Genomic DNA, 26,875 nt, shown 5'->3' on the forward strand with positions numbered 1-26,875 from the left:
GAGTTTTACGGAATAAATAACTAGCATATGGCATTTGGACTTCCACCCAGATATGAAGAATATTATAGGTATCAGGATATTGAAGATACCCACTTTTTGGTCTTGACTTATGAATCTGCAAAACAGCTCGGTTGGAATATTGTCCAAGTTGGAGAAGATTCCCTTCGCATCTACACCAAGTACTCTCTAAGTTCTTGGAGTGAAGAGATCACGGTATCGATCAGAAAGGGAAGGGCCTATATTAAGAGTGAATGTATGGGTCACCAATGGATGGATTGGGGTAAAAACAGCCGAAATGTAAAGCATTTGATTCAAAAGATTGAAAAGAACCAAAAAGCAATTGATGCTGAAGAGCTAGGAATGAGGTTTGACCAGCTCAAAGAAGATTTTACTCAAGAGGAAATACCCAATCCAAAGGAAAAGATGTCGAGTGTCCTTTCCTTTTTCATTCCAGTCAAAGACTATTTTGTTACCCCTATTATACTCCATTTAAATGTGTTGATTTTCTTGATCATGGTATTGTCAGGAGTCAATATATTTTTGCCAGAAAGCAAGGATTTATTGGACTGGGGCGCTAATTATCGTCCCATGACTTTGGAAGGAGAATGGTGGAGGTTGCTTTCTTCCTGTTTTGTCCACATTGGAGTCCTCCATTTACTGCTGAACATGTATGCGTTAATGTACATTGGCTTGATGTTGGAACCCTATTTGGGCAAAACCAGGCTTTTGGCAGCTTATTTATTAGCAGGTGTGGCAGGGAGTGTGGCCAGTTTATGGTGGAATGAACTTGTCATCAGTGCTGGAGCATCAGGTGCCATCTTTGGACTTTATGGGGTTTTTATTGCGTTACTGACCACCAACCTGATTCACAAATCAACTCGCAAAACACTTATGGCCAGTATCTTGATTTTTGTGGTCTACAACCTTTTGAATGGCCTCAAACCTGAAAGCGGCATTGATAATGCAGCCCATATTGGAGGATTATTGGCTGGGCTGGCTATTGGTTACGGCTTTGTTCCCAGTATAAGAAACAATGGAAATATAAAGTTAAAGCACCTGACGATCGCCTCTATTTCCTTTTTGCTGTTTATTTCTTCCTATATCGTGTATGCCAGCATTCCCAATGACATTGGCAATTATGATAAAAAAATGGAACGCTTTGCTTCGCTAGAGTCGATGGCGTTGGAGTTTTACAGCATGCCTGAAACTACCCCCAAAGACGAACTACTAACTGAATTGAAAGACAGGGGGATTTATTATTGGAACGAAAATCTCCAATTGTTGGATAGTATGGAGCAAATGGATTTGCCCATGGTGCTTGCCATGAGAAATGGTAAGCTAAAGACTTACTGCCAACTCCGGATCAAGTCTTATGAGCTTATTTATAAGGCGATAGAAGAAGATACAGATCAATATCGAAATGAAATCACTAAATGCAACCAGCAGATAGATCGGATCATTTCAGATCTGACAGAAGGTTTGGAATGACATTTGACCTGAAGGTTTTTTGAAAAACTCTTTAAGATAATTATATCAGTGTTTATCCGTGTTCATCTGTGGATAATAAAAAGTTGATTAAAACCTAGGTAAAGTCTACTTGGCCATTCTTTTTACTTCTTGATGCCTGAAGCATTGCTGCAAATGGTCATTTACCAAGCCCGTAGCTTGCATATGGGCGTAAATGGTGGTACTGCCCAAAAATTTAAAGCCTTTGCTCTTTAAGTCCTTGGCCAATTTGTCCGATTCAGGCGTGGTGGCTGGGGCTTCTCCGATACTTTTGATATTGCTGTGGATGGGTTTACCTCCTACAAAATCCCAAATATAGCTGGTAAAGCTGCCGACATTGGCTTGGATTTCCATAAATCGACGGGCATTATTGATGGCCGCTTCGATTTTCATTTTGTTTCTGATGATCCCACTGTCCTGCATCAATTCCTGCACCATGCTGTCTGGAAAATCCGCAACCTGTTTGTAATCGAATTGGGCAAAGGCATTACGGTAGCCCTCTCTTTTTTTCAGGATCGTGGACCAACTTAAACCTGCTTGGGCACTCTCCAGTACCAAAAACTCAAAGTGAACCTTGTCACTGTAAACCGGAACACCCCACTCCTCATCATGGTATTTGATATATTCTTCAAAACCTAGACACCAGGGACACCTGAATTTTTCGGATTGGTTGATTTGATAGGGAGACATAGGGTTTTCTGACTTGCTAATTATAATCTAATGACCTGAATAATGCCAACAGCCTAATTCCTTTGACAGTACTGGTCGAAAGAAGGAAGTTGGATGACCGAAGAGGAATTGTATTCAAAACAAATTCATTTCCTTTTGCGGTGTATGCTGTACAGACTAAACAACAGTCTTGTAACTCATATAAAATTACGGAAAGAAATAATTATTTCCTGCCTACATGACAAAATTAAGTGAATGGGGATTTAGCCAAAAAAGCCCCGGCAAAGGCCGAGGCTTTCAATTGTCAACTATCACTCCAGCGTTAAACCAAGGGACTGGAATGAGAGTTGGCCCTAATAGGGGAAAGCAACTAGTCATAACTGGCTTTAAGGCTGATATAGGAAGTGGTGGAATTGACATAGGAGCGGTATTCATCCATGATTTTGTCAGCGGCCTCCTTCCCTCCTACCATTTCATTGAAGGCTTTGCGCCACTTTACAGATTGGGGGCTCAATTCCCAGTTCATTTCTTCAATGCCCTCTTCCATGGCCCAGATGACCATCAGGTCATACTCGCCAGAGTGAAGGACCAGCTCCAATTCAGGCCCAGGTACACCAGCTTTCTGATCTGCTGGGATAAAATAGTCTTTGATGATCTTTTGGGCAGCGCCAAATTTCCCAGGTTTATAGTCAATGAGCACGACGTATTTCCATTCCGGGTTTTCATACTTTTTGGGAACCATTTCCTCTTCTTCTTGCGCTTGTACTTGGAAGGCAAAAGATGTCATCATGAATATCAATAGGAAAGCGAGTAAAGTGTTAAAGTTTGTTTTCATAGCTGTTTGTTTTGGTGGTTGAAAGGTTACTGTAAGTAGGCAAGCTCCAAAGAAGCTTGCTTACCTTTTTATATTTATAAATATGAAGAAAGTCTAATAGTAACTTATGGTAAGTTGCTGATCTCTGGAACAAGTTTGTAGAAGTGATTGTAGAGATCACCTACAGATTCGAAGAAAGTATCGTAGAGTTTGTCTTTCTCTTTTTTGCCAAGGACATTTTCGACAGTATTCCATATACTGGAAATATCATCAAGGTCAGAGAAACTTTGATAAGTATTGCTTATGAAGAACTCTGGAGCATTTTCTCCACCACCTAGGTATCGGTACCAGAAACCTCTAGGACTTCCCTCTGCAGTAGCGATATGTCCACTGATGGTTTTGACATGATCCATAAAACTTCTGTACATCCCCGTTTTCACTTTGAAAAAAGTGACTGCAACCAACTGAGGGCTTTCAGGTGTAGCTTGCTTGCTGATTTCAGGCATAAATTTGGTGAAATACCTACTGGATGTTTCAATGGAAGGAGACACCATCAGGTCGGCCAAACTATTGCAAGAGCCACCAGCTTCATCCTTATCATCAAATGCTGCCCAGTTAGGTTTGACATAGGTGAGGACATAGTTATCACCTTCTCCGTCCATCCGTCGGAAAACATTCCAAGCGGTTTTACCCCCATTGCTAAGGTAACATTCTTTCCAGCTGCTGATGCTTTTTTCAAATAGGGAAGTCTGGCCTTCTTTGACTTTAAATTCTACAATTACACGGATAAATTCTGATGGAGCTTCATCTTGGGCAAGTAAGGGAAAAGAACAAAATACCAGCGCAAGAAAAAATGTACACGCTTTGATTCGGAATGTATTTTTCATGTTAGGTTTGGGTTTTAGAATGTGAAAAAGTGGTAATTGGCTCTTAGCAAGCTGGCTTAGACTTTCTCAAATATACCGCTACAATCAAGGATTGCTATTGCAAAATGCTCTCAAAAACTTGTAATATCGTCCAATGTCCCACTTTCATGCTGGGTTTCCATGTAGTTTTTAGGACTGGTTCCGTAGGTAGCGGTAAAAACTTTGGAAAAATAGGATAGGCTGCTGAAGCCAGATGAAAAAGCAATTTCACTGATGGTTCCGGCCTTGGATTTCAACAATTGGGCGCTTTTTTCAATCCTGACCAATCGGATCAGGGAATTAGGTGTTTGTCCTGTAAGTTCCTTCACTTTTCGAAAGAGATTGGAGCGGCTATGGTGAACCATTGCAGCCAGTTTGCTTACGTTAAAACTATCATCATGATAGTGCTCCAAGATGGATTGGTACACATTGGCCACAAATTGCTTGTCTATGGAATAAGGGTTGGGTAAACTGGTTCCTGCCTTAATGTCTTTGTCAGAGATACCCTGATAGTGCTGTCGGATGGCCTTAAAATGATTGACCAAATTGGAGATGCGCGTTTTAAGTTCTTTAGGATCCATTTGGATGGATAAGAACTCATCAGCTCCATGGACTAAAGCGTATAGTTTTTGCTCATAATTCTGCTCTTCACCAAGCAAGCAGACATGAATGTGTTTAAGCGCAGCTGATGAGCGAATTAGCCTTAGCAGATGGATACTTGAGTTTTTACGGTTACTTGCATCACAAATGATCAAATCCGGGCAATAACTTTGGAGAAGTTCTTGGGCTTCGTGGTAATTGGCCACAAATAAGGCGTCTATTTGCCAGTTGATCAGGTTGAATGTAAGGCTTTTATTGGCTTCCACCACCAGCACGGGTGAAAGGGAATCTGGCCTTTGCAGTAGGGCTTCTTCAAACTGCTTAATGGAATAGGTTGTTTTTTGGTCTTTTTCAATAATTAACTTTACCCACACAAAGCCCCAAATCAGGAAAAGCCCAAACAGCGCCAATCCTATGACCTTTGTCAACATAAATTTATTACGCTCAGCGGATGGGATTATTAGGGAAGTAGGAGTATTGACAGAAAGCTGAAGGTTGGATTCTCCGGACCAGTTTTCATAGTCAAAGGAAGGAAAGATCCCATTATGGTATTTTAAAATGGGGATTTGATGATCAATTTGGTTTGCTTGGATTTCAATGAAATTACTAGAACTTTTTTCTTCTTCTACTTTGCTTGTAGCGAGTAATGGAGAGTCCACCCCCATTATGCCCCAAAAGAGTACAATGAATTTTATGAGCAAATAGCTTTGCCTTTGGCCGGTGAAAAAATAATTGTCCAAATTATAAGGTGTTGGTGTACAGTGGTTCGTGTGTTATTAAATATAACTTTTTTAAGGGGCAATGACAACGAAATGCACTTTTAATAATTTGAAAAAGGGTTTTAATGCTTGCTTCACCAAAGATTCTTTTGACTCCTATCATAGGAAGCTGAAATAACAATCCAATGATCTTGACTATATTTGGGCGGTTAACCTAAAATTTCTTTTATGAAGTGCTCAATGAGATTGACTTATTCAATAGTGGGGCTTTTGATAGCCATGAACCTGATAGCCTGCTCTGAAAAAGCGACTCCTCCTCCCAATATTTTATTCATTGCCATTGATGACCTTAGGCCTGAACTGGGCTGCTATGGTAAAGACTATGTCCACTCTCCAAACCTAGATCAGTTGGCCGGAGAAAGCTATTTGTTTAAAAACCATTATGTAACAGTTCCTACTTGCGGAGCTTCTAGGTATAACCTCCTTACGAGCCAACTTCCAAAAGATAGGGGCGATCTCAGCAATATGGTTGCTGCTAAGGAAATTTCAGAAAAATACATAGCATCGGATACCGCTGCGAGTGCCAAGCCAGAGACCTTCATTCACGCGCTTCGAAACAATGGCTATTATACGGTGGGAATGGGTAAAATTTCCCATCATCCTGATGGTTATGTGTATGGTTATAATGAGCCAAGAAGCAATCAGCTTGAACTGCCCAACAGCTGGGACGAGATGCTTTTTGATGCAGGAAAGTGGGGTACTGGGCACAATGCCTTCTTTGGCTATGCAGATGGAAGCAATAGAAATGGCATGAAAAAACAAGTGAAGCCCTATGAGTCCGCAGATGTGGAGGATGAAGGCTATCCAGATGCCCTGACTGCTAATCTAGCTATTAATAAGTTAAAAGAGCTAAAGGAGAAAGGCCAGCCTTTTTTTCTTGGAGTTGGTTTTTTTAAGCCTCACCTACCCTTTACCGCTCCGAAAAAATATTGGGACCTATATGAGGAGGAAAAGATTCCTTTGGCACCCTTTCCTGCTATTCCGGAAAATTCTTCCAAGGCAAGTTTACAAGCCAGTGGAGAGCTAAACCAGTATTTGCTTGGAGAGGAAAAAGCCGGGCTGGACAGCGCCGTGTCAGATGCCTATGCCAGAAAGTTACGTCACGGTTACTTGGCAGCGGTGAGTTATGTGGACGCACAAGTAGGAAAATTGATGGATGAACTGGAAAAACAAGGTTTGGCAGAAAATACAATTGTGGTGGTTTGGGGTGACCATGGTTGGCATTTGGGCGACCAACTGACTTGGGGAAAACATACTGTCTTTGATGTAGCCTTGCAAAGTGTGTTGATGATCAAACGTCCGGGGCAAAATGGTGGAAATATTGAGCAGGTGGTCAGCACCACGGATATATACCCTACCCTACTGGAATTGGCAGGTGTAAAAATGGACTATGCGGTGGATGGAGAAAGCATGAAGCCACTGATGGCACAGCCCCAGGAAGCTACTTGGAGGAATACGGCTTACAGCTATTTCAAAAATGGTATTTCATTGAGGACACCTCGTTATAGAATTACCAAATATTTCAGGAAGCAAGCCCCCGAGATTGAACTTTACGACCATCAGGAAGATCCCTACGAGACCAAAAACATAGCAGCCAAAAAGCCTGAGGTGGTGGAAGCACTGATGTCTTTATTAGAAAAAGGGAATACGGGGATCTATCGGAAATAGGCTAAGCCATAGGAAAAATGTTTTAATTAGGGCTTTATTTGTTTTTTACCTGTTTTGGTAATAAAGCCCTGTTTACAAGTCATTAATTTTTCATTGGAATAAGCCAAAAGATTCTATATTTGGCATATGACCGTAGACTTTAGAACCACCAACGCCACAGAAGAGCTTCGGACTTGCAAACAAAAAATGGCCAGCTTGGCACTAAGCCGGTTGGTCTTATTCTTTGCCTTAGGGGCAGTCGTCATCGTAGGTCTTACAGAGATCAAATGGCTCTTGTTATTGTTCTTTCCACTCAGTGCCCTCTTCATTTATTTTATCCTGTTGTTTAACCTGCAGAAGGACCGTCAGGCCTTTCTCAAAGCGGTTCTCCAAATGGAGAAGGACGCTGTTATGCGACAAAAGAGGGAGCTAGGCTCTTTTGATAAGGGAGAGGTTTTTAAGGATAAGCAACACCCATTTTGCAATGACCTGGATTTGTTTGGGGATCATTCCCTGTTTCAGCTGATTGACCATACCGTGGGTGAAGGAGGAAAAGCACTATTGGCAGATTGGATGAAGGCACAAGCTGATCCGGAGTTAGCCGAAAAACGCTTTCCCGCGATTCGGGAGCTTTCCAGAGAAAAGGTTTTTGTGCGGAACTTCGAGGCCATCGGTAAGGCTTTTATGAAGGAAGAGAAGTCCAAGAAGGCTTTTTACCAATGGCTTAAAGAGCCTCAAGCTTGGAAATCATTTTATTTTCTGCCTATGGTCGCCGGGCCATCGGTTGGCATTTTGCTGTTGTTTGCCTGGTTATTTGCCGGTTGGTCCATTGCCTATATCAGTGCCTGGATTTTACTTGGATTGTTGGCATTGGGGATGATTTTCAAGCCGCTGTTACGGGCAAGTAAAGTCATGCCCGATGAAGGGGATTTAAAGACCCTGACCGCTTGGGCCAGGGAATTGGAGAAGCTGTCGTTTGATGATCCCTACCTTAAAAAATTGCAAAGCCCGGTTTTTGAGAAGTCTTACAAGGCCTCTGTGGCGCTGAAGTCCCTGGAACAGCGGAGTTTTATGGTGCAAAATCGCATCAACATGATATACCTGATTTTTAACCTCTTATTTTGGATCGATTTTATCGCGCTATTCAGGTTGGAGCGTTGGAAGCAGAAACATGCTGGCCATATGCAAGCCTGGGAAACTGTTTTTCAGGAATGGCAGGTTTTGGTTTCCTTGGCAGCCTTCACCAATGAGGAAGAACTGGATTGCCGGGTGGAATGGACGGATAGCTTATCATTGGAGGTAGAAAACCTGAAGCATCCCCTCTTACGCCATGAAACTTGCGTGGGGAATGATTTCAAGATGGAAGAAAATCAAAAGACGGTGTTACTCACGGGTTCCAACATGTCCGGCAAGACGACCTTTATGCGGACTTTGGGCATCAACTTGGTTTTGGTCAATTTGGGCCTAAGTCCTTTTGCCACCAAATTTGTAACTGGGCCATTTCAGCTTTTCACCAGTATGCGCAATACCGATAACCTGGGAGAAAGCGTCAGTTCATTCTATGCAGAGCTGGCAAGGATCAAAGGATTGCTCGACCAGGCCGAAAAACAGCTTCCTATTTTCTTTTTGCTGGATGAAATTCTCAAGGGAACCAATACCACAGACCGGGTGATGGGCAGTGAAGCACTGATACAACAGTTGGCCGAAAGCCATAGCAAAGGAATCATTTCCACGCATGATATTGAGTTGTCTGAGTTAGATAATAAAATCCCAACATTGGTTAACTATAGCTTCCATAGTGATATAAAAGACAATGAAATCTTATTTGATTACAAAATAAAAAAAGGGCCTTGTCCAAGCTTCAATGCCCATAAATTGATGGAATTAATGGGCATCCGTTTTCAATATTAGTTATGGTTTGAGAGAAATTGGCACATTGATTGATTATAATACTTTGTAAATCAATTATTTCACTTAAAACCATAAATTATGAACTCTTTATTGTATTTGATCGCAGTCATTTTATTGATCGGATGGGTATTTGGTGCCTTTGTTTATAGTGTCGGAGGTTTAATTCATATATTATTAGTATTGGCCATTATCGCCATTCTTTTCAGACTTATCGGTGGCCGATCGGTCTAAAGTAACTGTAAGGATGAAAAAACGCTAATCTAGGTCTAGGTTAGCGTTTTTTTATGTTAATTTTGCAGGATCATCTCAAAAAAAGACGACAAGTGCAAGATAATTATCAGCAGAAGACTTTAGGAATTTTAGGTGGAGGCCAGCTTGGCCGTATGGTTATCCAGTCCGCCATTAGTTATAATATTGACATTCATATCTTAGATCCTGATGCCAATGCGCCTTGCAAGCATATTTGCCAAGCGTTTACCCAGGGGAAGCTGACGGATTATGATACGGTTTACCAGTTTGGTCAAAACTGTGATATCATCACCATTGAGATAGAAAATGTCAATACCGATGCGCTGGAGCAGTTGGCCAAAGAAGGCAAAAAAGTTTTTCCCCAGCCCCATATCATCAAGTTGATCCAAGACAAGCGAGAGCAGAAACAATTTTACAAAGAGCAGGGAATCCCTACGGCTGACTTTATCCTGACGGATAATAAAGAGGCCGTCTTGGCCAATGCAGATTTTCTTCCAGCGGTGAATAAGTTGGGAAAAGAAGGCTATGATGGTCGTGGCGTGCAGGTGGTGAGGACAGCAGCTGACTTGGACAAGGCCTTTGAAGCACCTAGTTTGTTGGAGAAATTGGTGGATTTCGACAAGGAGATTGCGGTGATAGTTTCCCGAAATGAACAGGGAGAGCTGGATGCCTTTCCTCCTGTGGAATGTGCCTTCCATCCCACTGCCAACCTGGTAGAGTTTCTCTTTGCCCCTGCGCAAATATCAGAAGCAATCAGTGAGGAGGCGATCCAGGTAGCCAAAGAAGTCATTACCAAGCTGGACATGATCGGGATTTTGGCCGTAGAGATGTTTGTGACCAAAGAAGGGGAAATCCTGGTCAATGAAGTGGCGCCAAGGCCGCACAACAGTGGCCACCATACCATTGAAGCCAACTTTACTTCGCAGTTTGAGCAGCATTTGCGTTCGGTGATGGGGATGCCTTTGGGCAACAGTGAACTGAGAATGCCTGCAGCGATGGTGAACTTACTGGGAGAAGATGGGTTTACGGGCGATGCTTTGGTGGAAGGTATGGATGAGGCCATGCAGGAAAAGGGCGTATATATCCATTTATACGGCAAGAAAATCACCAAGCCCTTCCGAAAAATGGGACATGTGACTATTTTGGAGGAAAATGTGGAGGCCTTGAAAGCCAAAGCACTTAAAGTAAAAGAAATCATTAAGATAAAAGCATAAGTTATGAGCAAACAGGTAGGAATCATCATGGGGAGCAAATCTGACCTTCCTATTATGTCAGATGCGGCGAAGGCATTGGAAGAATTGGGGGTAAGCTATGAGCTGACCATCGTGTCTGCCCACAGGACACCCAGAAGGATGATCGACTATGCAGAGAGCGCACGCCAGAGAGGGATCAAAGTAATCATAGCAGGTGCTGGGGGTGCTGCGCATCTTCCTGGGATGGTCGCTTCCTTGACCTCATTGCCTGTTATTGGGGTTCCGATCAAGTCTTCCAATAGCATTGATGGCTGGGACAGTATCCTGTCTATTCTTCAGATGCCAGGAGGAATTCCTGTAGCCACAGTAGCCCTAAACGGTGCCAAAAATGCAGGTATTTTGGCTGCTTCTATTGTAGGGGCTTATGATGCTAAGGTGGCCGAAAGTATGGATAGTTTTAAGAAAGAGCTGAAGGAAAAGGTGGAAGAAACCGCCAGGGATGTGGAGTTGAAAGGTTGGAAAGATACCCTGGATGATTGATCCAAGATTCGGTGAATAAAGATTAGGCATCAGCTGTTTCAAGCTGATGCTTTTTTTGTGGACGAACTTATTTCATTGGTATACTGCAAATCCTAAGGTTGATTTATTGGGCAGCTGCTTCGGGTATTTTTGATGTGGCTGAGTGGATAATCAATGCGTTGAAAACGCAAGGATTTAGGAGTCCTCGTTGCAACCTTAAATCTTTAGGTGGGCGAACAGAAAATACTTAATGCTAAAGACACATATCCATACAGGCTTCCTACGTATATCCTCCTGTCTTATTACCCCCAACTCCCTTTTAGTCCTTGCACTGGCTATACTTCCATTTGGGGTAAAACAGAATATTCTTCGGATCACCCTTGGATCTCCTTCGGATCACCTTCGGATCAAACTCGGAAATACCCGAGTGAAATCCGAAGATAATTTGGAATTGTTCCTTGATCAATCCCTAGGCAGGGTAAGGTTAATGCCTGACTGGTGTAAGGAAACGGCATAACTTATTGAGGCTTATTGTTAGCTAGTTAGGACTTTATCCTACTTTAATGGAGGCAAAAGTAGATGGAGTATTCAGCCAGCTTAGGAGGGAGCTAGGGATGAAACTGTTTTAATGTTGTAGATAGGCAATATTGGAGATGACAAAGGTTTTTTTCTAATCCATCCTTGCTGATCCTTATTTGCAATACGTTTTTTGGATAAACCGTATCGTTGTAAATGGAAGGATTTGGGAATTCTTGTTGATAACCAGAACTGGAGCCAGAGCGCAAAGGGCATGGCCCATAAAATTTTTGGAAGTCTTGGAAATTTTGTATTTTAAACGGTGACAGGTCATTAACATGCGCATATATCTCCCATTTTTAATTTATGCGCAATGATTTTTTTATTATGAAGACGAAAAATAGAATTACACTTACAGTATTTAATCAAAAATTGGTTTTACGCATGCCTGAAAACCAAAAGGACATTCAATTTGTAAAGGGGCTGAAATTTAACAGATGGAATACAAGAGAAAGGGTTTGGGAGATCACCCATTACTCGGACAATCTTGATAAGCTGAAGGCCTATTTTGGAGATCGGCTGGAGCTTATTGAAAATCCTAGCCATAAGATTTCAGATGTAACCTTAGTCCGACATAAAAAGATCATTCAGTTAGTCAAAGGGCCTTCGAACCGAATAAAAGTGATTTTTGCGTATAATCAAGAGCTGATTGAATTAATGAGGGCTATTCCTTATAGTAGGTGGGACGGAAGGAATAAATGGTGGACTGCACCCTATTCTGAGTCCATAATGTCCAAGATCAAGGAATCGGCTTTTTGTATGGGGGCAGAAGTGAAAGAAATTGAGGAAAGGGAGGATAAATCACACAAAAGAAAAAAAACAGCGCCAAAAGATGTGATTAATTATAAAAGTGTCCCGGATGAGTACCGTAATAAACTAATTGAGCTTCGGTATAGCGAGAATACCCTAAAGGTTTATTGTTCCCTATTCGAGGAATTTATCAATTTTTATCCCCACAAAGAGTATAAGGATATTTCTGAGAAGGAAATAATCGTTTTTTTACGGTATTTGGTCACTGATCGGTTAGTATCAATATCCTATCAAAACCAGTCCATTAACGCCATCAAATTTTATTATGAAAAAGTCTTGGGAGGTCAACGGAAGTTTTACTTTATAGACCGGCCTATCAAAGAAAAGACGCTGCCGGTGGTTTGCAGTGAAGAAGAAATTGCGTCTATTATTAAATCAATAAACAATATAAAGCACAAAGCTATTGTCATGACGATCTATTCCGCAGGATTACGGATCAGTGAATTGATTAATCTGAAGATTACAGATATTGATTCAAGCAGAATGCAGGTAAGGATAAGGCAAAGCAAAGGAAAGAAAGACCGATATACGCTTTTGTCGTCCAAAACATTGGAGGTTTTAAGGGAGTATTTCAAGAAGGAGAAGCCTTACCATTATCTTTTCGAGGGACAAAGAAGTACGGTAGATAAACCAAAGCCCTATTCTTCAAGGAGCATACAGAGCATTTTAAAGGCCGCAGTGAAAAGAGCAGGAATCAAAAAGCAGGTAACTGCACACACCCTAAGGCATTCCTTTGCTACCCATTTACTGGAAAACGGGACAGATATTAGGTATATCCAAAGTTTGCTAGGTCATGAAAGTCCGAAAACCACTCAAATTTATACACATGTGACGACCAAGGGTTTTTCTTCTATTAAAAGCCCTTTAGAAGGGTTGGATATTTAAATTATTAGTTGTAGGTTTTCAGATCAAAATATAAGAGATATAAACGCAATGCGTTTATTCACTCGTTGGGCACAATTAAAATGAAGACGATAGAGCTTGGACATATAAGACTTGAAATTGACGTTGAATCGACTAAAAAATTCTACGCCAGCCAAAACGGATTTGTTTGCGACTGTCCAGATTGTACAAATTATGTAAATAACATATCTCACGTAGAAAAATCATTAGAAGGCCTTGACAAAGAAATAGGATTTGACCTAAACAAAGACGTTGGACAAGGAATGGATGAATTAATGCCTCACGACTATGACGACAGTCATTTAGACGTGGTACCTTATTACGTTATCGGAAAGTGCTACACAGATAATAAAGAATTGGACAGACAGCAATCGGGACCAATTTGGCCGAATACAAAACGAGCTGAAAAGAAATTGACTGATGAACTTTCTATGACGATAATAAATACTTCAGGTGAGGTTGAAATCGGTGACGCTGAAAACGTTTTGACTATTTGGCTCGAATACAGAATTAAAATGAAAAAGAAATAAAAACTGTGCCCAACAAAACCTATACGCAATGCCCTCCGGGACAATGCGCATAGCCAAAACGTTAGGCACAATCCCCCATATATTAAAAACATTTACTTTCAGGGCTAACGTTTTGAAGAAGAATCAACCACTTTTTGTTTAAATTGTGTAAGCTCTCTGCAAGGCCGGTTTTTAAACTGTTGCTTCCTCTTAGGGGAAAGCACGGGCGCAATCCTGGTTGGGATGCTTGCGATCACTTTAGTGGCGGCCCGTCGCGGCGGGACCCCGTTCAGAATATTTTCTTGCCAAAAGCACATCCCCTGAGAGCTTAAATTATTCCGATCATGGAACAGGAACCTATCATCATGGATGTCGTCAACCCGCAGGCAGCGGGCATTGACGTAGGCAGTCGTTCACATTGGGTGGCTGTGGGGCAGTCCGAAAAGGACGTGCGTGAATTTGGGGTATTCAACCAGGACCTGTTCGCCATGGCGGCTTGGTTGGAGGAGAAAAATATCAGGACAGTGGCCCTGGAGAGTACGGGCACCTACTGGCAGAACCTGTACGCTGTGCTTATGGCAAGGGGATTCCACCTGGTTCTCTGCAACGGCAAGTTTACCAAGAACATCAAGGGGAAAAAGACCGACATCAAGGACTGCCAATGGATCCAGAAACTGCATACCCTTGGGCTTTTGACCAGTAGTTTTCTTCCCGATGGCAAAACTGAAGAGCTGAGGACCTATTGCAGGCAAAGGGGCAACCTTCTCCGTTCGGTAGCATCCACCTCCAAGAAGATGCAGAAGAACCTGAGGCTGCTGAACCTGAGGTTGGACGTGGTGGTCAAGGATATTTGCGGCCTGACAGGACTTTTGATCATCCGGTCTATCTGTTCGGGAGAAACCGATCCAAAGAAGCTGGCCTCGCTCAGGCATGGAAACTGCCGGAAAAGCAGCGAAGAAATCGCCAGGGCACTGGAGAGCAATGGAAGGAAGGACTACCTGTTCGCCCTGAAGCAGGAACTTGATACCTATGACCACCTTCAGGGGAAAATAGCAGCATGTGACAGGGAAATAGAGAAGGTACTCGACGAGATCATCAATTCGGATGACAACAAGAGACAGCACCACATCGATGCCAAGCCCTACAAGAGGCTGAACAAAAACACCCCAAAGGACATTGACCTCAACCTGAAGGCTTACCAGATGTTCGAGGGGACCGACCTGATGGCCATTGAAGGGATGAGCTATTCCACGGTTCTTGCCCTGATGAGCGAAGTGGGGATGGAAGGCATCAAGAAGTTCAGGACCGCCAAGCACTTTGCCTCATGGCTCAGGCTGGCCCCGAACAACAGGGTAAGCGGCGGCAAGGTGCTCTCAAGCAAAGTACCAAAAGGCAGCAACAGGCTGAAAATCGCATTGCGCAATGCGGCCAATGCCATTGGCAACCTTAAGGATTCCACACCCCTCAGGGATTTTTTCCACAGGATCAACTTCAGGAAGGGAAGGGTCTCGGCCGTAAGTGCCACGGCAAGAAAGCTTGCCGTCATCATCTGGAACATGGTAGTGAAGGGAGTCCCCTACACCAACCCGGAAGGATACCTCTTTCTGGACCAGAAAAGAAAGATGGGGCTTGTCAAGAGGATAAAGAAACAAATCGATAAATTCGGGCTTACAAATGAGGATTTGGGGCTGGAAACAGTCCCTATTTAACCTATTTTATTACGTTAGTCAGAATTAAAAAAAAAAAAATGAAATCAAAGAAAGGGGGAAATAAGAAAAAGCCTATTAAGAAAGTTAGACGAAATAAAGTTGATTCCTCTTTTGAAGGATTAGAAAATGGAACATATACAGTCGTTTTTAATCCAGACTCAGGGCTTGAATTGAGAGATAAAAATGGTAAATTAGTAAGCCCCAAAAAGTTAAATTCCAAGTTATTTTATGAAAGAGAGTCTAACCCGAAAGTATTATCTTATAGTGATGGGGCGATTAAACCATACGAGAATGCGAGTAATGTTTTGAAGAATTACGAATATTTATGTGCTATTGATACCAATACACGTAAAATAAATGGGAGGACAATATCTGTTTCAATAATTTGTATAGGTAGGTGGTATGACGAAGGAGAATACACAAAATTTAGCTTCGAACCGCATCTGTATATGGATATATTTGATGATAAACATAAACCTGAACTTTTTGCTTGGTGTGAGTTTATTAAATTAATTGTAAAAGGGAAAAACAACGACGGAGACGGTACTTTTGGTGTAATAGTAGATTCTGAATTAGGTGATATTCCGAATATGAATAATAGAAGTATTCCGATATATGAAGAGTATTATTTACCAGAAAAATTCAGCTTGGTTTATGCAAGTGCTGATAAGTCAGATACAGTTCAAAATAAAATGATTAAAAAGTGTGACCAGTTAGCGACCGAAAGAATCAATTATCTTGAAAAACACTTGAAAGAAATTGATAAAATAGAAAGAAATTTTGTCAATATTGGTAGAATAGAATTAGGATAAAAAAGAAAACTGTGCCTAACAATGGCTATAAGTAATTGCTTGGTCTCGCCTACCTCTGAAAATCCTCGCGGATTTTCAGTTTGGTGTGTACTTGCAAAGTTACGTGCTAAACCACGCAACTACTAATAGCCGAGACCGTTGTAGCGCATCCCCCATATATTAAAAACATTTACTTTCAGGGCTAACGTTTTGAAGAAGAATCAACCACTTTTTGTTTAAATTGTGTAAGCTCTCTGCAAGGCCGGTTTTTAAACTGTTGCTTCCTCTTAGGGGAAAGCACGGGCGCAATCCTGGTTGGGATGCTTGCGATCACTTTAGTGGCGGCCCGTCGCGGCGGGACCCCGTTCAGAATATTTTCTTGCCAAAAGCACATCCCCTGAGAGCTTAAATTATTCCGATCATGGAACAGGAACCTATCATCATGGATGTCGTCAACCCGCAGGCAGCGGGCATTGACGTAGGCAGTCGTTCACATTGGGTGGCTGTGGGGCAGTCCGAAAAGGACGTGCGTGAATTTGGGGTATTCAACCAGGACCTGTTCGCCATGGCGGCTTGGTTGGAGGAGAAAAATATCAGGACAGTGGCCCTGGAGAGTACGGGCACCTACTGGCAGAACCTGTACGCTGTGCTTATGGCAAGGGGATTCCACCTGGTTCTCTGCAACGGCAAGTTTACCAAGAACATCAAGGGGAAAAAGACCGACATCAAGGACTGCCAATGGATCCAGAAACTGCATACCCTTGGGCTTTTGACCAGTAGTTTTCTTCCCGATGGCAAAACTGAAGAGCTGAGGACCTATTGCAGGCAAAGGGGCAACCTTCTCCGTTCGGTAGCATCCACCTCCAAGAAGATGCAGAAGAACCTGAGGCTGCTGAACCTGAGGTTGGACGTGGTGGTCAAGGATATTTGCGGCCTGACAGGACTTTTGATCATCCGGTCTATCTGTTCGGGAGAAACCGATCCAAAGAAGCTGGCCTCGCTCAGGCATGGAAACTGCCGGAAAAGCAGCGAAGAAATCGCCAGGGCACTGGAGAGCAATGGAAGGAAGGACTACCTGTTCGCCCTGAAGCAGGAACTTGATACCTATGACCACCTTCAGGGGAAAATAGCAGCATGTGACAGGGAAATAGAGAAGGTACTCGACGAGATCATCAATTCGGATGACAACAAGAGACAGCACCACATCGATGCCAAGCCCTACAAGAGGCTGAACAAAAACACCCCAAAGGACATTGACCTCAACCTGAAGGCTTACCAGATGTTCGAGGGGACCGACCTGATGGCCATTGAAGGGATGAGCTATTCCACGGTTCTTGCCCTGATGAGCGAAGTGGGGATGGAAGGCATCAAGAAGTTCAGGACCGCCAAGCACTTTGCCTCATGGCTCAGGCTGGCCCCGAACAACAGGGTAAGCGGCGGCAAGGTGCTCTCAAGCAAAGTACCAAAAGGCAGCAACAGGCTGAAAATCGCATTGCGCAATGCGGCCAATGCCATTGGCAACCTTAAGGATTCCACACCCCTCAGGGATTTTTTCCACAGGATCAACTTCAGGAAGGGAAGGGTCTCGGCCGTAAGTGCCACGGCAAGAAAGCTTGCCGTCATCATCTGGAACATGGTAGTGAAGGGAGTCCCCTACACCAACCCGGAAGGATACCTCTTTCTGGACCAGAAAAGAAAGATGGGGCTTGTCAAGAGGATAAAGAAACAAATCGATAAATTCGGGCTTACAAATGAGGATTTGGGGCTGGAAACAGTCCCTATTTAACCTATTTTATTACGTTAGTCAGAATTTAAAAAAGACGACCAGGGAGAAAGAAATCACATGAACAGGTTGAAACGGACATTAAGAATAATCTCGACAAATTGGATTCATCTTGTCGGGTTTTACGTGACGACCTATTTAAGCATGATTCTTTTCAATTCACTCGGACTTGAAACTTACACGACAGAAACATGGAGCCAGACATTGTTCCTAAACCTGATCATGATTCCGTTTCTTTTCTTCACCTACGGACTGATGTTTATTGGCGGATTTTTTGGAGCAATAATAATTATGGACTCAATTGGATTCAATCTGACCAAGACCAAAACTAACTTGATTCTTTTCCTCGAATGGATAATAATTATTCCACCTTTCGTGACTTGGGCATTCGAGTATGACTATTGGCTTTGGTTGACACTGATAATATCATTTGCAGTTACCCAATGGATTAGAAAACGGAAGATTGAAAAAATAAATAAAAAACGCGCTACAACAACGCATATAGCTTATGGCGGGTGAACGGCTGACTGCAAGGCTTTCCCTCCGCAGCCAGCTTTAGTTTCGGTGGACAGGAAAGTGCTCCGAAACCACCAAAAGCCATATGCAAACCGTTGGCAAACATTTAGGAAAAACTGTATCATAAGAAAATGAAGAACTATTTAATAATCGTTTCAATCATCTTTTTCTGTAATCTGAATTACGGACAAGTTGCAGTCATAAAAGATGTTGATGGATTCACTAACGTTCGAAAACTTCCTAAAATTGACTCTGAAGTCATTTACAAACTCAAAGATTATGAAGTATTTAGTTATCAAGAAAACGAAACAGAAACGGATTGGATAACTGTCAACATTTCAAAAAACAAATATCAAATGGAATGCGGAGAAGATGATACTTTTACGGGTTATATTCATAAAAGTCGTTTATGTCCAATTGAGGATTTGAATAAATACAACGGAACTGAATTTTCATTTGAGTATAAGTTAAAGGAATTTAGTCTGGAAAATAAAATTTCAGATTTTGACGGAAAATGGTTGACTAAAATTAATGGACGTAGAATTTACGGAACTGACGGAAATATTCCTAAAACAGAAGTTGTCGGAATTGAAACCTCAATAAATGGAAAATCCATTGAGATTCCGACTATTCTTTACGAGGATATTTTTGAATGCGACAATGATTTTGAAATTAATAAAAACAAAGGTGATTATATAGTTCATCAATGGAATAGCGATGGAGCTGGCGGATATTTAATTGTTTGGGTTTTAGGAAACGAGAAATTAAAACAACGACTGATATTAATACCATAAATAAAAAACGATTTGCCAACAATGTATAACCGCAATTACGGCGGATTCGACTACGTCCGAATCCACTCGGAATTGCTAACGTCTGTGATAAACCGAAAATCATTAACTTTAATCCCGTAACTGACGGTTATACGAGACCGTTAGGCATTATTATTTGACATGCAAAACACATTTTCCAAATCAGATGAAGATTCAATTATTAAACATTTGGATTTCCTTGTTTCCTTATTTAAAAGGATATTACCAATGAACATATTTATAATTATTGCATGTGCAGCCGCAGGCATTGCTCTTCAAAATATCAACATTCTGATAGCTTCGGTGTTTGCATTTATTTTGTCTGTCTATATCAATTATCAAATTTCATGGAAATGGATTATTGAATTGAAAAAAGACCTTAGAGCTGGACATAAACTGGTTGAGAAGCTCCGAGTTGTCAAAATTAAATCCACCAAAGCTTCTAAAGAAGTCATTATGAACAATGGACTTAACATTGACTTCTTTGAATTTGAAGCACATGACATTGAGACAAATGATTTGGATATGAACAGCGAGTTTGAAGTCTCATTCACCCCTAATAATAAGTTTATTCTTGACATAAAGACGCTAAATTAGGAAACAATGCCTAACATCAACTAAACGCCATGGCTGCCGGTTGGCGGATTGACAAGTCAATCCTTTTTGCTACTTTTAGGCGGACGTTCTGGTCTGCACTTCGTTTGACCGCCACGTCCGTTTAGTAAGAGCGTTAGTGGCACATTTGATATGACAGAATCCGAATTCATAGATTATTGGACAAGAGAATACCCAGAAGTATTTCCAATAGGACATGAACTTAAATGGGTATATCCCGACAGATGGTTTAGAATTCATTGTCTACCAGAATCCAAAAGATATGCTGAAAACGAGAGTGAATATCAAATCATTTTTGACAAGCAGAATCAGCTGATCACTGACTTGATCGAAGATGGAACTGAAATAATGTTATCCTTTGGGCTTTACGTGGGAGATGACCTTATTAATGTCAACTATAAGAAACTGACTGACTTCGGGGAATTTCAGAAAATAATGACAATTGATCTTCAAAAGGAGCGACCAGAGGATCATGAAGACGAATTGTACCTTGAGATCTTTGTCAAGCCAGGCACTTGGCGAAGGAATAAAAGAAATGAATTTCTAAAGAAAATTGCTGACGGTGAAATTAGAGTAATGTTTATTTGCCCTTCACGAGACTGTGTGATTGTCCCGTATGACGGTGGAGTTGACATAATCGTCCAATCTACCGAGAAACGAGATCAACTGAAAAACAAATACCATGACTGGCTTTCGGAACGGGAAGACGGACTATAAAAAGAAAAACGTGCTACAATAACTAAGCATTCGGGTGACTGGAACGGTCAAACCTTCCAAAGTGGACAGGCAGGCATAAATGCAATGTTGAATGAAATGGTGCTGGGAATGGGGTAATTATGGGGAGAGTTTTTTTGGTGGATGTCTTGTGATAATAAGGTTCTTCTTTGTATGACTTATACACCTTCGGACAGTTTGAACTGCAGGGCAAATCCGGGCACATTTTCAATGGCCCTTTCAATGATGGTCTGACTTTTTTTTCATAGCTTAAAATGTTTAAAATTTACGATAAGGCTAATTTAGGAAGATCCGGACAATCATGCCGGCTTCCTGCTTTAGCTGGATTCGTTCAACAATGGCTAATGATAATGCTAAGTACTTCCGCATTATACATAGCCGGGCTGTTGTGAACTACTTTAAGAAAGGATGAGAATTACTTTTTTGATATTACTTATTACTCTACTTTATAGATTTGGATATGCTCAATGCTTAAAGCAAGAAATTTTAGATGAAGGATTTCTAATTAAAAATTTTGAACATTCAGAAGTTATTGATGTCGATGAGATTGAAAGATTAGACGTCTTTGAAAGGAAATTCTGGCAAAAAGATTCCCTAATAAAGGATTTTAAATTTATTATTCCTTTTGACTTTAAAAGTGGACGGGTATCCATGGATTCAGATTATGGGATTCCTGTTTATGGATTACCGGTTGGTTGCTTATATTTTGATTGCCATAGAAGATGGTTAACAATCTATCTATATTCTAAATCAAAATTTGAATTGCTAAATGATGAAGGTGGATTAGAAGAATCAATAATTAAGAATATCACAAATTATGGAAAACTTCCATATTTTTCGGATGAGCCAGAACTTGCATATACTGAAATTAAGATGCTTAAAAAATTTAGGATCAAAAAGGTTGAATTTATCCTTTCTAGAATTTCTTATGCATACATAGACCTGATTGAAAGTAAGGTGGTAAAAGAGAATATAAACATTAAAGCTGCTATAGATAAATACCCCTTAAAAATTATGTTCAGAGAATTCTTTGAATCACCAAAAATGAAGAAAACTAACTTGATAGAAGTTGAGAACGAAATAGATATTGATATAAATTTAGAGCATGATAATTAAGTAGTGCATATTTTTCTCCGTACAATTTTGACTAAGGAATGAAAAGACAAAAAACATTTACTCTTGACGACAACGACTCATTTTTTAAGTTGACCTCCGACTATTTTTTCAAGACTGGATTCAGACAGACAAGTCGGACAGAGAATCAAATAACATTTAAAAAAGGAAGTACACTGCGGAATATGGTGACATTTAACCTACTGAATTGGAAAAGTGAAGTTAGGGCTACGTTACAAAATGACACGGTTATGGTGGACTTCGACATCAACACAACTGGACAATTGATAACACCTAGGGAGGAGAAATTGTGGGATATGTTTATTGAGAACTACAAAACGTCAGTTACCGACAAGGTGGACATGACTTCAGAAAACCAAAGACACTTAAGAGAGACCAAAAGAGACAATGTAAGTTATATAAAATGGGCGTTGATTGGAGCCATTGCATTCGGAATCCCTTTCGGGTTCCTGGCATATTTTACAGACATTGGTATCTTGGCATCAATTGGTGCAACAGCTGGAGGAGTTTCCTTTGTGACGTTCAAAATAAATAGTGAGAGAAAGAAAAATGCGCTTAAACAATAGCTATAATTCAGTGTGCCTAAAGCCTTATAGTCAGGCGGTGGGATCAATTAAATCAAGCTCTTGGCCAAAGAATGTTCATTGACGATTCGATTGGTTTAGAATTAATAGAAAAGTATTTAAAATAAGTTTTAGCATTATGAATAAGCACGAAATCAACAAAAATAATGAGCAAGTTCTAACCGAAAAAAATGGATATAGGAACTAAAGAATTCAATGAATTTCAATCTATTCTTTTAAACAAATCAAAAGAACGTTCAAATGAAAGAAAGAAAATGATTGAACTGATGGCTCTTAAATTTCAAATGGAAGATTATCTAAATTCCGAAAATAAGCATTCAAAGCTAGTAGGCGATTTTCTCAAAGCACATTTAAAGACTTTTGACATTAAACAAAATAAATTCGCTGAATATATCGGAGTTAGGCCATCTAATTTAACAAAGTTGATAAAAGGGGAACGCTCTTTAAATCATGAATTGGCACTTGTTTTTGGAACCATCTTTGGAAATGACCCGATGCTTTGGTTGGATATTCAAGATAAAAACAAACTTTACGAACTGTCTAAAATTAAGAGTAAAGAAATAAAAAAATATTCTCTTGACGACTTAATAAATAAGGTTGGGTAAAAACCAAGCATTCTCGTGGCCGGAACGGCCAAACCTGCCAAAATGGACAGGCGGGCTGACGACTTGCCGCGTGGTTTTTTCTCTTCTGCTATCTTTGGTCACAGCCGACAGTTTAGCGTTTGTAAAATCCGCCTGAAAGCTCAGCAGCAACGGTGTAGAACATTTAGGAAAATCCGAAATCTGAATTGAAAAAAGAAACTTTAATAATAATTTCGACTGTATTAATTTTACTGTCCTTTTGGCTCGGAATGAAAGTTGAGCGTGAATTAGCAAGTTGGGACGAAATCGGAAAACCTGTATTTAAAAAGGAACAGATTTACTTCCCTAACAAAAAAACATCTCTTTATCTGAAAAGCAAAAATTGGGGATTGACTGCTGACCATAAAATTTCTGTGATTTCGACAAAGTCAAACCTTGAATTTCAACCTGACTCAATCTCTGAATATATTTTTCACGGATTTGGTGGAATAATTTACAAGATGGAAAATGACACTCTGAAAATTTATTCAACTCAAAAACCGAAAACACCACCGAAATTTGAATCAGATATAAACGTGGAAATAGTAGAAATTAAGGATAATCGGGAGTGGATTAAACTAAATGACAAGATTAAAAACGAATATCAAAAATTTGAATAAAAAACGTTTTACAACAATTTATAACCGCAATTACAGCAGATTCGACTACGTCCTAATCCACTCGGAATTGCTATCATCAGTTCTTAACCGAAGAAAAGTAATTTCCACCCAGCTGACGGTTATAGAAGCCCGTTAGATGCCACCAGAAGATAAAATGCTACTTCGGAAAATATTGATGGGACTTCACTTGACTACTTTAGCGATAGCGATTTTGAATACAATTATCAAAATGTTGACAGCGCACAGTCTTAGAGGAAACATAGAGTTTGGAATTAAGGTTTTAGTGGTTATCAAAATATCAATTTTTATAGGAACTCATGAACTTACATTTGGCTTTTAAGCATAAAGAATTTAAAAAATAAACACAGCGTTTTGGCTCAGTACATACTTTAAAGATGATTGCTTCTGAAAAAAGATCTGCTAAAGATTTTCTAAAACTGAGGTAAAGTTCGTATTTTCACTGCTTTATTTTTTAAAATGAGTTCTTCCAAAAAAGATAAAAAACATGAGTACATATAACGAATATTTAAAACAGATTGTTGAAAGGGAAGCCCAAGGGCTTCACCCATTACCAATTGATGGAGCCGAATTGCTCAGTGAAATCATTGAGCAAATCAAAGATGAAAATCACGAACATAGAAAGGACTCTCTTAATTTCTTTATTTATAATGTGTTGCCCGGTACCACAAGTGCTGCAAGTGTAAAGGCTCAGTTTTTAAAAGAGATCATTCTGGGTAAATCTGTTGTAAAAGAAATATCACCTTCCTTTGCTTTCGAACAATTATCGCACATGAAAGGAGGACCTTCTATAGATGTGTTATTAGATGTGGCCTTAGGCACGGATCAGGTTATAGCTGAAGAAGCCGCAAATGTTTTGAAAACGCAAGTTTTCTTGTATGAGGCTGATATGGAGCGCTTAGAAAATGCATTCAAAAAAGGCAGCCCAATTGCGAAAGATCTGCTGGAAAGCTATGCCAAAGCAGAATTTTTTACCCAATTACCCGAAGTAGAGGAAGAAATAAAAGTAGTAACCTTTGTAGCCGGAGTGGGCGATATTTCTACCGATTTGCTCTCACCAGGTAAAGAAGCGCATTCAAGAGCAGACAGAGAGTTACATGGTCAATGTATGTTTGAGTTTGATGAAGTAAGGCAAAAGGAACTACTGGAATTAAAAGAAGCCCACCCAGATAAAAGAGTGATGCTATTGGCCGAAAAAGGTACCATGGGTGTAGGCTCTTCAAGAATGTCCGGGGTAAACAATGTTGCCCTGTGGATTGGAAAACAAGCAAGCCCTTACGTTCCATACATCAATATTGCCCCTATTGTTGCAGGAACAAATGGCATATCTCCTATTTTCTTAACTACTGTTGGCGTTACAGGTGGTATTGGTTTAGATTTGAAAAACTGGGTAAAACAGGTTGATGATGAGGGTAACCTGATCGTGGATGAAAATGGTGACCCTATATTAAAACAAACTTACTCTGTTGATACGGGAACCGTTCTTACAATTAATACAAAAACTAAGAAACTATACGATAGTGAGGGCAAAGAGTTGATTGATATATCTTCCGCTCTTACTCCTCAGAAAATGGAGTTCATAAGAGCCAAAGGGTCTTATGCAGTTGTGTTCGGTAAAAAGCTACAAACTTTTGCAGCCAATACATTAGGAATCGAGGTGCCTCCTGTTTATGCTCCTTCAAAAGAGGTCACGCATAAAGGTCAGGGGCTTACAGCCGTAGAAAAAATATTTAACAAAAATGCAGTGGGTACTTCTGGAGCAACCCTACACGCAGGTTCATATGTTCGGGTCAATGTAAATATTGTAGGTTCGCAGGATACCACGGGGTTGATGACTTCACAGGAGTTAGAGATGATGGCTGCTACGGTGATTTCACCAATTGTTGATGCGGGATATCAATCAGGTTGCCATACGGCCTCTGTTTGGGATTTGAAAGCACAAGCGAATACCCCCAGATTAATGAAGTTTATGAACGACTTTGGTTTAATTACCGGTCGTGATCCTAAGGAAGTTTATCACCCATTAACTGACGTAATCCATAAAGTACTTAACGATATTACTATTGATGATTGGGCGATTATCATTGGAGGTGATTCCCATACAAGAATGTCAAAAGGAGTAGCTTTTGGTGCAGATTCAGGTACGGTAGCGCTTGCTTTAGCTACTGGTGAAGCATCCATGTCCATTCCGGAATCCGTAAAAGTAACTTTTAAGGGAAAAATGGCAGATTCCATGGATTTCCGTGATGTAGTTCACGCTACACAGGCACAGATGCTTAAGCATTTTAAAGGGGAAAATGTATTTCAAGGTAGAATTATAGAAGTACATATTGGTACCCTGCTTGCTGACCAGGCATTTACCTTTACGGATTGGACGGCAGAAATGAAAGCAAAAGCATCTATTTGTATTTCGCAACCTGATACGCTTATTCAGTCTTTAGAAATAGCCAAGAGCCGAATCAAAATAATGATTGAAAAAGGCATGGACAATGAAAAGCAGGTGCTTCAAAGTCTTATTGACAAAGCAAATAAAAGGATTGATGAGATTAAGTCTGGAGAAAAACCTCCTTTGGCTCCGGATGAAAATGCTAAATATTATGCAGAATTTGAGGTTGACTTAGATATCATTGATGAGCCGATGATTGCTGACCCGGATGTAAACAATGAAGATGTTTCCAGACGTTACACTCATGACACTATTCGGGAATTATCTTACTATGGTGGTGATAAAATAATCGACCTTGGTTTTGTAGGCTCTTGTATGGTTCACAAAGGCGATATTAAGATAGTAGCCAAAATGTTGAAAAACTTGGAAGAATTGTACGGCAAAGTAGAGTTCAAAGCACCACTTGTAGTAGCCGCTCCAACATATAACATCATTGAGGAACTAAAAGAAGAAGGTGATTGGGAAATATTGGAGAAATACTCTGGTTTTGAATTTAATGATACTGCTCCAAAAACAACTGCTCGAACAGAATACGAAAATATATTGTATTTGGAGCGCCCTGGGTGCAACCTTTGCATGGGTAACCAAGAAAAAGCAGAAAAAGGAGACACAGTTATGGCTACTTCCACTCGCTTATTTCAAGGGCGGGTTGTAGCAGATTCTGACCGTAAGAAAGGAGAATCTTTATTAGCTTCAACTCCAGTTGTAGTACTGTCTGCTATTCTCGGAAGGACACCAACTATAGAAGAGTATAAATATGCCGTGAAAGATATTAAGCTGACTCAGTTTGCCCCACCACTTGGTAAAATGACGACCAAGCCTGGGCACTTACTTTCCTTTTAGGCCAGTTTAATTAATGAGATAATAGCAAGGATACACAATTGAGTTTGGTTGTGTTA

24 protein-coding genes are annotated in these 26,875 nt (G+C 40.6%); 20 read left to right on the top strand and 4 right to left on the bottom strand.

Annotation, left to right across the window (positions count from 1 at the left end):
- Positions 1-27 precede the first annotated feature (27 nt).
- Positions 28-1,488, top strand: a complete 1,461-nt coding sequence (locus JL001_RS06245) for a rhomboid family intramembrane serine protease (RefSeq protein WP_200975278.1) — start codon at positions 28-30, stop codon at positions 1,486-1,488.
- Positions 1,489-1,593: 105 nt separating this feature from the next.
- Here JL001_RS06245 and JL001_RS06250 read toward each other — a convergent pair whose 3' ends face one another.
- The 4 genes from JL001_RS06250 to JL001_RS06265 form a co-directional block, all read right to left on the bottom strand.
- Entirely contained in the window at positions 1,594-2,196 is a 603-nt protein-coding gene (locus JL001_RS06250; protein WP_200975279.1) for a DNA-3-methyladenine glycosylase I, read from the bottom strand.
- Between the two features lie 349 nt (positions 2,197-2,545).
- Positions 2,546-3,010 (bottom strand): hypothetical protein, encoded by a 465-nt coding sequence (locus JL001_RS06255; RefSeq protein ID WP_200975280.1) that lies wholly within the window; start codon positions 3,008-3,010, stop codon positions 2,546-2,548.
- A 104-nt stretch (positions 3,011-3,114) separates the two neighbouring features.
- A complete protein-coding gene (locus JL001_RS06260) occupies positions 3,115-3,876 on the bottom strand; it encodes a hypothetical protein (protein WP_200975281.1) in 762 nt (253 codons plus the stop codon).
- 110 nt (positions 3,877-3,986) lie between these two features.
- Positions 3,987-5,195, bottom strand: a complete 1,209-nt coding sequence (locus tag JL001_RS06265; RefSeq protein ID WP_200975282.1) for a helix-turn-helix domain-containing protein — start codon at positions 5,193-5,195, stop codon at positions 3,987-3,989.
- A 246-nt stretch (positions 5,196-5,441) separates the two neighbouring features.
- Here JL001_RS06265 and JL001_RS06270 point away from each other — a divergent pair, with 246 nt between their 5' ends.
- The 19 genes from JL001_RS06270 (at position 5,442) to JL001_RS06360 (ending at position 26,819) form a co-directional block, all read left to right on the top strand.
- Positions 5,442-6,941 carry a sulfatase gene (locus tag JL001_RS06270; RefSeq protein ID WP_236252730.1) on the top strand — a complete coding sequence of 500 codons (1,500 nt, stop codon included), beginning with the start codon at positions 5,442-5,444 and terminating at the stop codon, positions 6,939-6,941.
- 126 nt (positions 6,942-7,067) lie between these two features.
- Positions 7,068-8,831: a DNA mismatch repair protein gene (locus tag JL001_RS06275; protein ID WP_200975283.1), complete on the top strand. Its 1,764-nt coding sequence runs from the start codon at positions 7,068-7,070 to the stop codon at positions 8,829-8,831.
- 78 nt (positions 8,832-8,909) lie between these two features.
- Positions 8,910-9,062, top strand: coding sequence for a lmo0937 family membrane protein (locus JL001_RS06280; protein ID WP_192009805.1), 153 nt, complete (start codon positions 8,910-8,912; stop codon positions 9,060-9,062).
- 92 nt (positions 9,063-9,154) lie between these two features.
- A complete protein-coding gene (locus JL001_RS06285; protein WP_200975284.1) occupies positions 9,155-10,294 on the top strand; it encodes a 5-(carboxyamino)imidazole ribonucleotide synthase in 1,140 nt (379 codons plus the stop codon).
- 3 nt (positions 10,295-10,297) lie between these two features.
- On the top strand, positions 10,298-10,813 hold the full coding sequence (gene purE / locus JL001_RS06290; RefSeq protein ID WP_192009807.1) for a 5-(carboxyamino)imidazole ribonucleotide mutase: 516 nt from the start codon (positions 10,298-10,300) through the stop codon (positions 10,811-10,813).
- 229 nt (positions 10,814-11,042) lie between these two features.
- Positions 11,043-11,309, top strand: a complete 267-nt coding sequence (locus JL001_RS06295; protein WP_200975285.1) for a hypothetical protein — start codon at positions 11,043-11,045, stop codon at positions 11,307-11,309.
- Between the two features lie 386 nt (positions 11,310-11,695).
- Entirely contained in the window at positions 11,696-13,063 is a 1,368-nt protein-coding gene (gene xerA, locus JL001_RS06300; protein ID WP_200975286.1) for a site-specific tyrosine recombinase/integron integrase, read from the top strand.
- An 80-nt stretch (positions 13,064-13,143) separates the two neighbouring features.
- Positions 13,144-13,611 (top strand): hypothetical protein, encoded by a 468-nt coding sequence (locus tag JL001_RS06305; protein ID WP_200975287.1) that lies wholly within the window; start codon positions 13,144-13,146, stop codon positions 13,609-13,611.
- 323 nt (positions 13,612-13,934) lie between these two features.
- The gene (locus tag JL001_RS06310; RefSeq protein ID WP_200975288.1) at positions 13,935-15,299 is read left to right on the top strand and encodes an IS110 family transposase; all 1,365 of its coding nucleotides are present in this window, start codon (positions 13,935-13,937) and stop codon (positions 15,297-15,299) included.
- Between the two features lie 38 nt (positions 15,300-15,337).
- Positions 15,338-16,111: a hypothetical protein gene (locus JL001_RS06315; RefSeq protein ID WP_200975289.1), complete on the top strand. Its 774-nt coding sequence runs from the start codon at positions 15,338-15,340 to the stop codon at positions 16,109-16,111.
- Between the two features lie 400 nt (positions 16,112-16,511).
- Complete coding sequence (locus JL001_RS06320) at positions 16,512-17,876, top strand: IS110 family transposase (protein ID WP_200975288.1); 1,365 nt, start codon at positions 16,512-16,514, stop codon at positions 17,874-17,876.
- Between the two features lie 644 nt (positions 17,877-18,520).
- Positions 18,521-19,183 (top strand): hypothetical protein, encoded by a 663-nt coding sequence (locus tag JL001_RS06325; RefSeq protein WP_200975290.1) that lies wholly within the window; start codon positions 18,521-18,523, stop codon positions 19,181-19,183.
- A 246-nt stretch (positions 19,184-19,429) separates the two neighbouring features.
- Positions 19,430-19,798 carry a hypothetical protein gene (locus tag JL001_RS06330; protein ID WP_200975291.1) on the top strand — a complete coding sequence of 123 codons (369 nt, stop codon included), beginning with the start codon at positions 19,430-19,432 and terminating at the stop codon, positions 19,796-19,798.
- Positions 19,799-19,948: 150 nt separating this feature from the next.
- Positions 19,949-20,533: a hypothetical protein gene (locus tag JL001_RS06335; RefSeq protein WP_200975292.1), complete on the top strand. Its 585-nt coding sequence runs from the start codon at positions 19,949-19,951 to the stop codon at positions 20,531-20,533.
- A gap of 426 nt (positions 20,534-20,959) precedes the next feature.
- On the top strand, positions 20,960-21,667 hold the full coding sequence (locus tag JL001_RS06340) for a hypothetical protein (protein ID WP_200975293.1): 708 nt from the start codon (positions 20,960-20,962) through the stop codon (positions 21,665-21,667).
- Between the two features lie 38 nt (positions 21,668-21,705).
- The gene (locus tag JL001_RS06345) at positions 21,706-22,251 is read left to right on the top strand and encodes a hypothetical protein (protein ID WP_200975294.1); all 546 of its coding nucleotides are present in this window, start codon (positions 21,706-21,708) and stop codon (positions 22,249-22,251) included.
- 188 nt (positions 22,252-22,439) lie between these two features.
- Positions 22,440-22,874, top strand: a complete 435-nt coding sequence (locus tag JL001_RS06350; protein WP_200975295.1) for a hypothetical protein — start codon at positions 22,440-22,442, stop codon at positions 22,872-22,874.
- A gap of 185 nt (positions 22,875-23,059) precedes the next feature.
- Positions 23,060-23,512 carry a hypothetical protein gene (locus tag JL001_RS06355; protein ID WP_200975296.1) on the top strand — a complete coding sequence of 151 codons (453 nt, stop codon included), beginning with the start codon at positions 23,060-23,062 and terminating at the stop codon, positions 23,510-23,512.
- Between the two features lie 505 nt (positions 23,513-24,017).
- Complete coding sequence (locus JL001_RS06360) at positions 24,018-26,819, top strand: bifunctional aconitate hydratase 2/2-methylisocitrate dehydratase (RefSeq protein WP_200975297.1); 2,802 nt, start codon at positions 24,018-24,020, stop codon at positions 26,817-26,819.
- Positions 26,820-26,875 lie beyond the last annotated feature (56 nt).

Origin of the sequence: Echinicola sp. 20G (assembly GCF_015533855.1) — a bacterium.
Classification (GTDB): Bacteria; Bacteroidota; Bacteroidia; order Cytophagales; family Cyclobacteriaceae; genus Echinicola.